Annotated in this window: 10 protein-coding genes; 4 read left to right on the plus strand and 6 right to left on the minus strand. The window is 44.7% G+C overall.

Annotated elements, in window-relative coordinates:
- Positions 1–35: 35 nt before the first annotated feature.
- From L1271_RS10905 to L1271_RS10930, 6 genes are all read right to left on the minus strand, one after another.
- Entirely contained in the window at positions 36–539 is a 504-nt protein-coding gene (locus L1271_RS10905; RefSeq protein ID WP_010607492.1) for a hypothetical protein, read from the minus strand.
- A gap of 87 nt (positions 540–626) precedes the next feature.
- Positions 627–1,637 (minus strand): low-specificity L-threonine aldolase, encoded by a 1,011-nt coding sequence (ltaE, locus tag L1271_RS10910; RefSeq protein WP_010607491.1) that lies wholly within the window; start codon positions 1,635–1,637, stop codon positions 627–629.
- Between the two features lie 283 nt (positions 1,638–1,920).
- Positions 1,921–3,669 (minus strand): alkaline phosphatase family protein, encoded by a 1,749-nt coding sequence (locus tag L1271_RS10915; protein ID WP_235367847.1) that lies wholly within the window; start codon positions 3,667–3,669, stop codon positions 1,921–1,923.
- A 361-nt stretch (positions 3,670–4,030) separates the two neighbouring features.
- Entirely contained in the window at positions 4,031–5,617 is a 1,587-nt protein-coding gene (locus tag L1271_RS10920; RefSeq protein WP_235367848.1) for a sugar porter family MFS transporter, read from the minus strand.
- A 6-nt stretch (positions 5,618–5,623) separates the two neighbouring features.
- Entirely contained in the window at positions 5,624–6,631 is a 1,008-nt protein-coding gene (locus tag L1271_RS10925; protein WP_010607488.1) for a LacI family DNA-binding transcriptional regulator, read from the minus strand.
- Between the two features lie 69 nt (positions 6,632–6,700).
- Complete coding sequence (locus L1271_RS10930) at positions 6,701–8,044, minus strand: GH1 family beta-glucosidase (protein ID WP_235367849.1); 1,344 nt, start codon at positions 8,042–8,044, stop codon at positions 6,701–6,703.
- A 185-nt stretch (positions 8,045–8,229) separates the two neighbouring features.
- Here L1271_RS10930 and L1271_RS10935 point away from each other — a divergent pair, with 185 nt between their 5' ends.
- The 4 genes from L1271_RS10935 (at position 8,230) to L1271_RS10950 (ending at position 13,491) form a co-directional block, all read left to right on the plus strand.
- On the plus strand, positions 8,230–9,480 hold the full coding sequence (locus tag L1271_RS10935; protein ID WP_235367850.1) for a sugar MFS transporter: 1,251 nt from the start codon (positions 8,230–8,232) through the stop codon (positions 9,478–9,480).
- A gap of 3 nt (positions 9,481–9,483) precedes the next feature.
- Positions 9,484–12,024: a glycoside hydrolase family 3 protein gene (locus L1271_RS10940; RefSeq protein ID WP_235367851.1), complete on the plus strand. Its 2,541-nt coding sequence runs from the start codon at positions 9,484–9,486 to the stop codon at positions 12,022–12,024.
- 249 nt (positions 12,025–12,273) lie between these two features.
- Entirely contained in the window at positions 12,274–12,678 is a 405-nt protein-coding gene (locus L1271_RS10945; protein WP_235367852.1) for a DUF1801 domain-containing protein, read from the plus strand.
- Positions 12,679–12,951: 273 nt separating this feature from the next.
- A complete protein-coding gene (locus L1271_RS10950) occupies positions 12,952–13,491 on the plus strand; it encodes a YqcI/YcgG family protein (RefSeq protein ID WP_235367853.1) in 540 nt (179 codons plus the stop codon).
- Positions 13,492–13,740 lie beyond the last annotated feature (249 nt).

Here is a 13,740-nt window from a genome sequence, read left to right on the forward strand (position 1 = left end):
CCTAGAACCGAGACCAATGTTCATAGGGCGATGACTTAAAACTGATAGCTAACAATAAAACTACCATCAGCACGCTTTTTATGAGACTCGCCGCTTTCGCCATAACCAGCCACCAGCTTCACACTCCATCCAGACTGATTTATACCCGAGAAGTGATAGCTATAACTTAAACCTGCGCCATTGGTGGTTTCATCATCAAGTAAATCGATAATTGGCTCAAAAATACCACATGTAATATCATCATCTTCACATGCAGGGCCAGCATCTCGTGCCCCCAAAGCCCCTAACACCACGCCTATTGCATGTTTGTTATTATCAGACACCGCTTTCTCATAGCCTATAGAAAATCCATCATCTAAACCGATAAGGTAATTTCCGTACCACCGACTATTACTATCGGCTTGTGGAAGAGAAAGTTCGATTTGACCAAAAAATGGATAGCCAGTACCAACAGAAAAATCGACCGAATTGGCAATGCTTGCGGTGCTGATTAGCAAAGCAGAAATACCAAACGTAGCCTTTATCAACGAAAAGAGCATTGAATTTTCCTTATATAACTTTCGCACAAAACTAGCAGTAAACGTTCCCAAATAGAATACGTTAAATGTAACGAAATATAATACCTATCACATCAACAAATTGGTGAGTTCTGTTATTAGCTCATCCACATCGGCGCGGCTCACTCCCATATGCGTCACAAATCGCATGCCTTGATATCCTGGAGTGATATTGATGCCCTTTGCCTTTAACTGCTTTGCTATAGTAAAAAGATCAATGCCAGCTTCCACTTCAGCGAAGATAATATTCGTCTGTACTAAGTGCTTGCATGGCTTAAACCCAGGCAGTTGCTCAAGTTTATCAGCTAAATATTGCGCGTTTTGATGATCTTCCTCGAGACGCTCTACATTATGTTGCAAAGCATAAAGACCAGCCGCCGCGAGCATGCCCGCCTGACGCATACCACCTCCAAGCATTTTTCTAAGCCTTCTCGCCTTTTCTATCAATGCTTTATCACCAAGCAATAAAGAGCCAATCGGCGCGCCAAGTCCTTTAGATAAGCAAATAGTAAATGAATCAAAATGCTTTACAATTTCTGTGATATCAACCTTTAACGCGACTGCAGCGTTATAGACTCTTGCACCGTCAAGATGGAGCTTTAAGCCATGCTCGTCACACAGCGCTCTGGCTTGTGCGATATATTCTAGACTTAAAACCTTGCCACCAATGGTGTTTTCTAAACTAAGCAGCTTAGTTTTCGCAAAATGAAAATCATCAGGTTTAATCGCTTGCTTAATTCTTTCTAAGCAAATACTGCCATCAGCCTCGTTTTCCAATGGTTGCGGCTGAATAGAGCCAAGCACAGCCGCTCCACCCGCCTCAAATTTATAATTATGCGCCTGTTGGCCACAAAGATATTCATCCCCTCTTTCACAATGGCTCATCAGTGCAAGCAGGTTTGCTTGCGTGCCTGAGCTGGTAAACAGCGCAGCTTCAAAACCATGACGCTCAGCCGCAAACTGTTCAAGTGCATTCACTGTCGGATCATCACCATAAACATCGTCACCAAGCGGCGCGTCAAACATGCTTTGTTTCATGGCGGGGGTCGGTTGCGTAACCGTATCAGATCTAAAATCCATCAATCTTATCCTTGTCAAAATAGGAGCACACAGCATAATACCAATTGAATTAATTCTCTAATCAATTTGAAGGGTGAAATAGCATATTAGCTTCGTTAAAAATTTCTCATTTAGAACAACTAAATATCAAAATTTTTGCCTTGCTACTAAAGCTATTTCCCCGCTTCAAGATAGATCATTTACTTAATACAACTGGTATAACTGAAAAACGCGGATTGAAGTAAAAAACAAGATGAAAAAGGGAGTTGTTCACTCCCTTCAAGATCCGTTACTTTTGCAGTGTTTACTGCAACCCGGGCCAAGTACCGTTATCAATGGCTTTAGGATAACCCGCATCCACTTTGTCAAAAGTAATGCTATATCTTAGATAGCGACCGTCAGCTAAGAAGAAATAGGCACGCGTATCATTCCACTTTAATGCTGCATTTATCTTTGTCGCATAGGCACCAAGTCCCGGCCAAGTATTATCGTTGACAGCTTTGGGATACCCACTGTCCACTCGGTCATCTCCCAAGTCATAGCGTAAGTATTGACCATCATCTAGGAAGAAATACACCTTATCGGACGTCCAACGAAGGGTTGCGGTTATTTTATTTGCGTAGGCAGCAAGCCCCGGCCAAGTATTGTTATCAATTGTCTTAGGGTAACCTGCTCGTACCTTATCGTTCTGTACGTCATAGCTTAGGTATTGACCATCCGATAGGAAGTAGTACACCGTACCACTGTCTTTATAAAAACTTGCACGAATTTGTTCTGCATAATCGCCAAGTCCCGGCCAGTTGCCATTAGTCACCGATACCGGATAGCCATCATCCGTTTTATCTAACACAGTATCGTAACGCCAGTAGCGTGCATCTTCAGAGAAAAAGTAGCTTTTAGTATTGTGACACTGATGCGCCGCACTGAGTTTCAGCTCGGTAACTCGATAACCAACATGCACACCCTGTTGCTCAAAGCTATAGTTATTGATGCCAGATACGGGCTGCGGGTCTTGCCACTGGGCAACACCCGCAGGCAATGTCTCAATCAATTGATTATTTCGATAAACACGCGTTTGTGCATTCGCACCATTTAGCCACGTAAATAGTTTATTGCCATAATTGAGTTTACGAATTCCTAAGTCACCATACATTGGCGTGCTTTCAAAACCCGCTTGCACATTTGTTTCAATGCCCATGTAAGATAAAATGGTCGGTACAACCGCTGTTTGTGCCGGATAGCCATATAAACCAGAGAAATCGGTATTAGCAGGATTAACATCTTTTGAGCTAAATTCTTTATTCAACACTTTGTTAGTGGCGATAAAGATGGTTTTTTCCGGCTCGGTTTGCTCACCATGATGACAGCCAACAACCGGTGTACGGCCATGATCAGTGGTGACCATCACCAACCAGTTCTCACCGCTTTGCTCTCTTGCTTCAACCGCGTCGAGCAATTTACCCAGTCGCTTGTCTGCATCTTCTACCGATTTATTGTAGGCAGAACCAAAGCATAAGCTGTGGCCCACAGCGTCCGGTTCATCTAAATGTAAAAAGACAAAATCTGGTGAGCCGCTGTTTAAGGTAGCCAGCGCTTTATTTAAATTATCGTCGTCGCTGCCTCCCTCCGATCTCCTGTCCATCAAGGCAACATCGTCACTGAAGAATTGTGTATGAATAGGTCCCCAAGTACTAAAACTTGAGATATCGGCGTTAGCATCATGTTCTGCGATGTAACGATAAAGACTGGGATAGGCTTTGTTTGCTAGGCCTGAGTCGTTGCTCGGCACTTGATGCTTATTCACCCAAACCCCAGTTAAAATTGTCGCCCAACCTGGGCCACTTTTGGTTTTTTGCTGTGTTTGTGTTTTTGCGATCCCGCCAGTGTAAGCTTGAGTTAGATATAGGCGATCAAAGTTCGGTGTATTATTGGCACCAATTTTTTCGTATTGCAGGCCATCGATACCAATAAGCAATACTTTGTTTTCAAATGCATCTGCACTTGCGGTAAATGAAAGTGCAAGTAATGCACTGCTAAGCACGGGTAATTTCATTATCTTTCCTTTAAATGTGAATTTCTGGACTAGTCCAAGAAAGATAATAAATCCCAAACATGAAAAATCGTTTACAAAAAAATTACATGAAAAAATATTTTATCGCGGGTTTTGCTAACTAACCTGAGGTTTGGATAAGGAATGTTCCAACTCATTGTTGCTAAAGCACAACTTAGTTTTCTCCTTATCTAGCCAGAGAGTTTTAGGGAAAACACCGCTTCCGCGTCCTGCTCTCGCTAAGGTACCTACATCCTGTAGGCAAGGCGAATTTACGCACCAATAGCTGGCTATTGGAAGTGAATTCAACGCAGTTAGCGCTAAAACTGGCTGCTAGAAAGGCATTAATTATCCGCAGCTCAGGTTAACTAGGTTTCGGTTCCAAACTTTCGCTTAGCTGCTCCAAGCTCTTACCTTTGGTTTCTTCCACAAACAAAAATACCAGCGCAAACGAAAGCAATGAAAACAGGCTGTACAATAAAAAGGTGGTGCTTGCCCCTAAATACTCAAGCTCCCACGGAAACACTAGTTGTACAGTAAAACTGGCGGCATTATTAATCACACCGACAACGGAAATCGCAACGGCTCGAATTGCATTTGGAAATATCTCCGAAAACATTACCCACATGACTGGCCCCAGCGACATCGCGAACGACGCGACAAAAAGGGAAATCCCAAGCAGAACCAGTTTTGCTGGCATATTAATACTGTGTGCGAAAATCACTGACTTGTATTGCCGGTACTCATCTGCAGTTAAACGCTGTTTTATCGCGTCATTAAATGCAACGTCGGAGGTGAAAGTCTGGCCTAATATTGGTGCTAATGCATGCACAGGAAAATCGGCAACTTCTGTCTTAATTTCAGCAATATGTGCTGTATTTAGCTGATAAGTTGCTTGTTTAAAGCCCCAGCTACACAGCGCCATACTAAAGCAGATGCCCGTTAACCCGATGAGTAACAATGGCCGCCGTCCGAGTTTATCTATGGTCAATAGCGCAACGATGGTAAAAACCACATTGATCAGACCAATCCAAATCGCTTGCATAAATGCAGCATCAGTACCAATACCGCTTTGCTCAAAAATGGTCGGGGCATAAAAAAACACCACATTAATCCCGGTGACTTGCTGCGCGATGGCAAGCACAACCCCTACCATCAAAGGGACACGAAGTCGCTTACTAAACAAACTGCCCATTTTGCGCGCAAGCGACAAACTACTCAGTTGCAGTTTAGGTAACGCCGCTTGAATAGCATCAAGTTGCTGTTGTGCATTGTTGCTACCAAATAATCGCGTTAATGTGCGTTTAGCCTCTAGCTGCTGATCTTTCATCAATAACCACCGAGGGCTTCGTGGCAATAACAGTAACGACAAAATCCACGCCAGTGCTGGCAGCGCCTCAACACCAAGCATCCAACGCCATGTTTGAGTATCTATTTGCCAACCAGACACCCACATTGCTTCGCTATGACTGAGCTGAAGTAAGAAATAGTTAGTGAAATAGGAGATAAATAGGCCAACGACTATATTGAGCTGATTAACCGATACTAAACGCCCGCGCTGATCCGCTAAGCTGATCTCAGCAATATACATGGGCGCCACCATCAAAGAACAAAATGCCATTCCACCAATGAAACGCGCAATCACCAATGCTTCAAACGAAGTTGCGAAAGCCGAGCCAATCGCGGAGACAAAATACAAACACGCGGTCATCAGCAATGTTTGCTTACGGCCAATAGCGTCTGCCACCGGTCCTGCAATAAGTGTTGCGACCAACCCTCCTAAGGTAGGTGCACTCACGACTATCCCTTGCAGCCATGGGGTGAGCTTAAAGGCCTCACTGATAAAGCCAATTGCACCCGAAATCACCGACGCATCAAAGCCAAAAATAAACCCGCCTAACGATACAATTAAGGTGTACTTTAATGCATTGGATATCGACAAGCTGGTCATCGCTTATTACTCTGCTTTTACGGCGATAGAATCGCGCAAGATTAAGGTTGGTGGGTAGAGATTTTCTACATCGGGTTGGTGCTTCTCTTTATACACATACTTAAGTACCCAACGCGCCGCCGCATTGCCCATTTTACGAATGGGGTTATCTATGGTGGTGAGTTTTGGATAAAGATATTTGGTAAATAACACATCGTCAAAGCCTACAACGGAAAGCGCTGATGGGACATCAAGTCCAGCTTCTCTGGCCGCAGTCATCGCACCTGATGCCATCTCATCGTTTGCGCAAACCAAGGCACTAAAGCGCTGCCCTGTTTGCATTAAATGATTAAATCCCGCGATGCCATCGGTTTCATGATAACCGCCTTCAAATGAGAGCTTAGGATCAAATGACACATTGTATTCAGCTAAGGCTTTTTGATGACCAGCCAAACGCGCTTTGGCGTCAAGCTTAAATAACGGTCCACTGATATACGCGATATCTCGATGTCCGCGCTGCAATAGCGCCTCAGTCGCTAAGTATCCACCCAGTTCGTTATCAGTATAAAAGCAGCGCTCTGCCAACTCTGGAATGTGGCGGTTCACTAGCACCAGTTCTACATCTCGTCCCGCAAGCTCAATGAGATATTCATCACTGACTGCTTCTGCATGCACAATTAAGGCATCGCAGCGCCTATCCAATAAAAATTCGATGGCTTGTTGTTCCTTTTCTTCATCACTGTGGCCCGCAGCAATAATGGCATGTTTACCCGCCGTTCTTAGCGTACTCTCTATGGTGCTCATCATGTCACCAAAGAAAGAGCCGTGTAGCTCAGATACCATAAGCCCCACACTGTTACTGCGGTTAGAAGCCAAAGATTGCGCGATGGCGTTAGGTTTATAACCTAACTCGGACATTGCCGCGAGCACCTTCTCTTTGGTTTTGTCACTCACCTTTGCATTGCCATTCATCACCCGTGACACCGTGGCTAATGATACCCCTGCAGCTTTTGAGACTTCGTAAATCGTTGCCATATCTATTACTTTTATTCCATCAGTTGTATCTGCGCACTATACCAATTTTGGCTAAAAATGCGCATAGTTTTAGACACTTGATTTACGCTCAAACAGCATCGTTTGGTAGGCTTTTGCACTCGCCTTTAAGGTTCTTTGCTGAGTATGATAATCAACGTGCACAATACCAAAGCGTTGCGTATACCCCTCTGCCCATTCGAAATTATCCATTAAACTCCATGCAAAGTAGCCACGAATATCAACGCCCTGCTCCATTGCTTGATTAACCGCGAGCAGGTGAGATTGGAAGTAAGCCAGCCTTTGCACGTCTAATACTTCGCCATTTTCCATTTTGTCGTCAAAGGCAGCACCATTTTCTGTGATATAAAGTGGTGGCAACTGGTACTCAGCATGTAACTCCCGAAGCAATGCACAAAATGAGTCTGGCACGACTTCCCAGCCCATTGTAGTGAGCGTTTCGGCACTAGGCTCAACTTGTTCATACCATCCATTACCATCAGATTGATAAATATTTCGGGTGTAATAGTTCACGCCAAGATAATCAATGGGGGCAGCAATAATCTCTAAATCTCCAGCTAGAATATCTGGTTGTACGTCTTTGGGGAGCTGGGCAAGTAAATCTGGGTACTGCCCTTCAAGAATTGGCTTGATATACCAGTGATTACAGTAATCATCCGCGATTTTTGCCGCTTCCACGTCACAATGCGCTGTAGACACAGGATCCGCATTGGCAAAATTCAACACGACTCCATGGAGGCTATTTGGGCAATGCGCTCTTAACACTTGCATCGCTAAACCATGGGCAAGAAGCAGGTGATGAGCTGCTTGTCGTCCCGCCGCTTGGGAGCGCAAGCCCGGTGCATGAATACCTAATTCATACCCCAAATGTGCACTACAAAATGGTTCATTTAACGTGGTGTACGCATACACTTTATCGCCAAGCGCTTTACATACCACCTCGGTATACCGTGCAAACGCCACAGCCGTTTCTCGATTCAGCCACCCGCCCTTATCCTCAAGCGCTTGTGGTAAGTCCCAGTGATATAGCGTGACAAACACTTTTAAGCCTTTAACAACCAACGCATCGACCAATTGTTGGTAAAATGAAAGTCCAGCATCGTTAACCGTGCCATCATCATTCATTACTCTTGGCCAAGAAATAGAAAGGCGATAGGCGTCAACCCCTAAACTGGTTATGAGTTCAACATCTTGCTGCCATCTGGATAAATGCTCACAGGCAATATCACCGTTACTACTATCCTTTATCGCGCCATCATGTTCACAAAACCTATCCCAAATTGACTCACAACGCCCACGCCGCTCACCTTCGATTTGAAATGACGAAGTCGCAACGCCGAAAATATAGTCTGCCTTCAACATGGCCGAGTGTGTTGGCAGGATAATTTTATTCATGGTTAATCGTTCCAAGTTATGTGTTCACGCCAAGGTACGAGCGTGTTGTGTTAGTCACAGTGCAAAGCAAAAACATTTTTTATTTGAATTCGTGTTCGCTTTCTGCAATCATCATTAAAAATGTAAGCGCTTTCATTTTTATAAATGTAAGCGCTTTACCAAAAAAAATCAACTAGGAGTTTGTCGTGAGCGTACCGTCTCAACCACAGGTTTCAGCAGCAATCGCCACAGGCCATACTGGTCAGTACCGATTTGCTTTGGGGGCCCTCACCTCACTATTTTTTATGTGGGGTTTCATCACTTGCTTGAATGATATTTTAATTCCGTATCTCAAAGGCGCGTTTGAGCTTAATTACACTCAAGCTATGCTGATCCAATTTTGCTTTTTTAGCGCCTATTTTGTTGTTTCGGTGCCAGCTGGCAAATTGGTTGGAAAAATCGGCTATCAAAAAGGCATTGTAACTGGATTACTTACCGCAGGCGTTGGTTGTGTGCTTTTTTACCCCGCGGCTGAAAGTGGTATCTACAGCGTGTTTTTATTCGCGCTATTTGTACTAGCGGCAGGGATCACAGTGCTACAAGTTGCTGCTAACCCGTTTGTTAGTGTACTTGGCTCTCCCGAAACTGCCCCTGCACGACTCACCATGACCCAAGCCTTTAACTCTCTTGGTACGACTGTCGCCCCATTTTTTGGCGCCATGCTCATCTTCAGTGAGGGAAGCACAGTTGAGGTGGGCAATGCCAGCGCAACCCAATTGCCTTACTTAATGTTAGCAGCCATGCTCGCGTCATTGGCTTTGATCTTTGCCTTTATCAAACTTCCCCAGCTAAGTAGTACTACTGAGGAAGTCACCACAGGTGAAATCAAGGCATGGCAGCATAAACATTTGGTGCTTGGTGCAATCGGCATTTTCGTTTATGTTGGGGCTGAAGTGGCGATAGGCTCAACACTCGTTAGCTTCTTACATCAACCGGACATTGGCAACATGACCGAAGCCCAAGCCGCAAAGCTCATCGCATATTATTGGGGTGGAGCCATGGTCGGACGCTTTATTGGCGCGTTAGTCATGCAGAAAATATCGGGTCGAACCGTGCTTGTCTTTAATGCAGCCTGTGCATTTGCATTAGTACTTATCGCAGTATTTAGCAGCGGTCAGCTCGCCCTTTGGAGCATTTTGGCGGTCGGGCTTTGTAACTCAGTGATGTTCCCGACTATCTTTAGCTTATCGTTGAATGGGCTTGGAAAACAAACGGCACAAGGCTCTGGTATTCTCTGTCTTGCTATTGTTGGCGGTGCAGTTATCCCGCTATTTCAAGGGATGCTAGCAGACGGAATCAATCTGCAGCTATCATTCTTACTGCCAGCTTTATGCTATATCTACATCGCCTACTTTGGATTAAAAGGCGCAACTCCTCAGCGTTTCAAGAGTAATTAAGACATGAAAACGAAAATAACCATGCTAAGTCTTGCAATGGCTATCGCAACCTTAACAGGATGTAGCGAAAGCCCAAATAAAACCAGTGTTGATGCAGCTCGCCAAGTAGAAAACTGGCCAGCGCTGACTCCTGCGATTCAAACCGATAGCAATCTAGAAGAAAGAATTCGGTCGATACTCGCTAAGATGACCCTGGAGCAAAAAGTTGCGCAGATGATCCAACCTGAGATTCGAAATATTACCGTCGCAGAAATGCGAGAGTACGGATTCGGCTCATATCTCAATGGCGGCGGTGCATTTCCTTACAACAACAAACATGCAACGCCGGAAGAATGGGTTAAACTTGCCGAAGCGCTTTATCAGGCATCGATTGACGATAGCCTAGGTGGCAGCACTATTCCTACCATGTGGGGAACGGATGCGGTTCATGGCCACAATAACGTCATTGGCGCTACGCTATTTCCACATAACATTGGCCTTGGCGCAGCAAATAACCCAGATCTCATCGAGAAAATCGCCCAGATTACCGCAAAAGAAGTGTTAGCCACCGGGATTGATTGGATCTTTGCCCCGACGGTCGCGGTGGTACGTGATGATCGCTGGGGACGCACCTATGAAGGTTACTCAGAGCATCCCGACATCGTAAAAGCGTATTCCAGCGCTATTGTTAAAGGCTTACAGGGCGATCCTAAGGCGGACTTTCTTGGTAAGAACCGCGTGATCAGCACGGTAAAGCATTTTGTCGGCGATGGTGGCACAGTTGATGGTGACGACCAAGGCGACAACATCGCCTCTGAAAAAGCATTAATTGCACTTCACGCTCAAGGCTACGTAGGCGGACTTGAAGCCGGAGCACAATCGGTGATGGCATCGTTTAACAGTTGGCATGGCGAAAAAGTGCATGGCAGCCATTATTTGCTTACCCAAGTGCTCAAAGAGCGAATGAATTTTGATGGTTTTGTGGTGAGCGATTGGAATGGTCACGGCCAAATAAAAGGCTGTACGAACGACAGCTGTGCAGAGGCCATTAATGCCGGCATTGATATTGTCATGGCCCCGAACGATTGGAAAGCCTTGTACAACAATACGCTAGCGCAAGCAAAAAGCGGCGCTATCGCGCAGTCTCGCATTGATGATGCAGTAAGTCGTATTTTAAGAGTTAAACTCCGTGCGGGACTTTTTGAAAAACCAAGTCCTGCAAATCGTCCATTGGCTGGCAACTCAGAAATCATTGGCGCAGAGTCACACCGTAAAGTTGCGCGCCAAGCCGTACGTGAGTCACTGGTTTTACTCAAAAACAAAGATCAGCTATTACCACTTAAACCAAACCAACATATTTTGTTAGCAGGCGATGGTGCCGACAATATCGGCAAACAATCCGGCGGATGGAGTATTACTTGGCAAGGTACCAACAACACCAATGCCGACTTCCCGGGCGGTACTTCAATTTATGATGGTATAAAGCAGCAAGCGGAAGCGGCTGGTGGCACCGTCACATTAAGTACTCGCGGTGATTTCGAAGATAAGCCTGACGTTGCTATTGTGGTATTTGGCGAAGATCCCTATGCAGAGGGCCACGGTGATAGAGCAACACTTGAATACAAGCCGTCTGATAAATCTGATCTCGCATTACTCAAACGCTTTAAACAAGCTGGAATTCCTACGGTGGCGGTGTTTATCAGTGGTCGCCCAATGTGGGTAAACCCTGAACTCAACGCATCAGATGCATTTGTGGCAGCATGGTTACCGGGGTCTGAAGGAATTGGTATCAGCGACGTATTACTGGCCGACAAAAACGGCCAAGTTCAGTATGATTTTACTGGCAAGCTTAGCTACTCTTGGCCAAAAACGCCGACACAAATCGTAAATTACCAAGATGAAAATTACGACCCGCTTTTACCTTATGGTTTTGGCTTACGTTATTCAGACCAAAATGTATTAGCAGATAATTTACCAGAGCAAATACAAACTCAGGCAAATCTCGCCAGCGGTGTAGACTTGCTGGTAAGATCAATCAATAAACCTTGGCAAGGCCATCTATATAGCAGTGCCGAAAATCAAGTGATAAATGCCAACACCCATAAGCTTGGTGGTATTAGCTACCGCACAACGGACAGAGAAGTACAAGAAGATGCCATTCAGCTACTTTTTGACGGTAGTCGACGCAGCGGCTTTAGACTCGCCAGTGAAAGCTACTTTAGGGAAGACATAAGCCCAAGTATTCCAATCGACAGCGCCCTTACTTTTAAAGTACAAGTTGATGCTGCGCCAGATAAACCGGTTTGGGTAGCGATGAGCTGTGAAGGCGAAGCGGACGCAAACGGCTCATGCACCGCAAAAGTCGATATTGCTAAGCAACTTCAAGCTATGCCTTTAGCCAAATGGCAATCACTAAGCATTGACCTCAATTGCTTTACAGCCCAAGGGATGGACTTCACTAAAACCGTTGTCCCTTTCGAGCTTTCAACCGCTGGAATACTAGAGGTAACGCTGTCTGAGATACAGATCTCTTCAGAAGCATCACCGACACTAAGCTGCAATTAGTCCCCTTAACACGATGTGGGCACGAGGCTGTGTTCACATCGTTTTTTAGTGTCTAATGAACCAACTTTAATGTGGACTAGAATTTAAGAGATCTAAGATAAGCCAATTGTCTGATGCGCTCGTTTATTCTTTTTACAGGGCACAAACAAGCGATTTAAAAAGTCACACCAAGAGCACACTTGCCCTCACCTGCTCAATTTAATACTCTACTTTATGAGCTAAATGAGCTAATACCAAGGAAGAGCCAGAGTGTCAAACATAGCCGAACAAGTGATTACTACCTATCCACCTGCTGCACAAGCAAAAATCAGGGCACTGCGTAGCCTCGTTATGCAGGTTGCCAGTGAGCAAAACTTTGGCGCAGTGATTGAGGCAATAAAGTGGGGAGAGTTAAGCTTTAGTGTTAAATCGGGTAGTCCTTTCCGTATGGCTTGGAAAGCCAAAACGCCTACTAACTATCACCTTTATTTTCACTGTCAAACGAAGCTAGTTGATACATTTAGAGTACTATTTTCCGACGAGTTACAGTTTGAAGGAAACCGAGCGATAGTCCTTAAACTGGAAGAAGACATGCCAGCCGCGCTACTCTACCGCTGTATCGCCATTGCAATGGACTATAAAAACCTCAAAAACTTACCTTTACTCGGACAATAACAACCAATCTGGGTAAACCTTGCCAGGAGCGAAAAACCCACCGTTACCAATTTTTACAACCGTGTACTTCTTACCTGAATAAAACGTGAAAAATTTACCCCATTAAAACACGAAGATTAAAAACCAATTAAATTCAATAACTTAAAAATTTAAATTTGTGGTTCGAGCCTTGCTTACATAGTGATAGATAAACAATGTAGATGCATTTCGCCATTCAGCATTGGAAACCACCAAAACCAACTAGCGCAAATAACAACATTAGGAGCATAAAACATGACACCACAACCCGAGCTGCAAGATAGTTTTATTGATTTCGTGAACAAGCAGCAATTTCCATGCATTTGTGGTGGTAAAAGAGCCGAATTAGCGTTTAACCATGTTGAGGTTTTAGGTTTTGGCGATCTCACCTCAAGACACAACAACTTTAGTTTGATAACGAGCCTCTATTCTTTTGTCGAAAAGGTAGATTTTGACAGCATGAAAAGTGCCGCGTTTGTGGCGGTTTTTGAGCAGAGCCAACACTTAGATGACAGCGACTTTAATAAGTCTGTTTGGCGTAAACTGCAGGAATTGCAAAACCTAGTTTCGCAGAGCACGCCCAGAGGGCCGCATTCTCAATCGTCAGATTGCAGCAATAATTTTCATTTTAATTTGGATGGCGAGCCGCTTTATATCACTTGTTTAAGCCCTACAAGCGCATCGAGAAACAGAAAGTTTAAGTACCCAGCGATTGTTTTTAACTTAATGCCTCAGTTTGAGGTCCCACAGAGTTTCCGTGTCGTCGAATCACACGTAGAAACCCACAGAATTTAATGCACATTGTACCAACGGAGAGGAACTAGATATGAGCAACATCATGGTAATCGATTTTATTATTTACGTCGTCATTGGCATATTAACAACTTTGGGTTGTTTTGGCTTAATGAGTGCTTCAAGCGCTTATTCAAATCTAAGTAGCCCAACCACTCGCACTAAGGCTAGTAAGCCAGCTACAGTGCGGAGCTAAGCGATGCCGAACTCAAGCTTTGCTCCCTTTAACTACTCGCGGGAAAAGGGAGTATG

The organism is Pseudoalteromonas sp. OF5H-5, assembly GCF_021530695.1.
Taxonomy (GTDB): Bacteria; Pseudomonadota; Gammaproteobacteria; order Enterobacterales; family Alteromonadaceae; genus Pseudoalteromonas.

Bases quoted from the DNA above. Each gene is read 5' to 3' on its own strand.
- L1271_RS10905 (WP_010607492.1), bottom strand. From the start codon at position 539: ATGCTCTTTTCGTTGATAAAGGCTACGTTTGGTATTTCTGCTTTGCTA.
- L1271_RS10930 (WP_235367849.1), bottom strand. From the start codon at position 8,044: ATGAATAAAATTATCCTGCCAACACACTCGGCCATGTTGAAGGCAGAC.
- L1271_RS10915 (WP_235367847.1), bottom strand. From the start codon at position 3,669: ATGAAATTACCCGTGCTTAGCAGTGCATTACTTGCACTTTCATTTACC.
- ltaE (WP_010607491.1), bottom strand. From the start codon at position 1,637: ATGGATTTTAGATCTGATACGGTTACGCAACCGACCCCCGCCATGAAA.
- L1271_RS10920 (WP_235367848.1), bottom strand. From the start codon at position 5,617: ATGACCAGCTTGTCGATATCCAATGCATTAAAGTACACCTTAATTGTA.
- L1271_RS10940 (WP_235367851.1), top strand. From the start codon at position 9,484: ATGAAAACGAAAATAACCATGCTAAGTCTTGCAATGGCTATCGCAACC.
- L1271_RS10925 (WP_010607488.1), bottom strand. From the start codon at position 6,631: ATGGCAACGATTTACGAAGTCTCAAAAGCTGCAGGGGTATCATTAGCC.
- L1271_RS10950 (WP_235367853.1), top strand. From the start codon at position 12,952: ATGACACCACAACCCGAGCTGCAAGATAGTTTTATTGATTTCGTGAAC.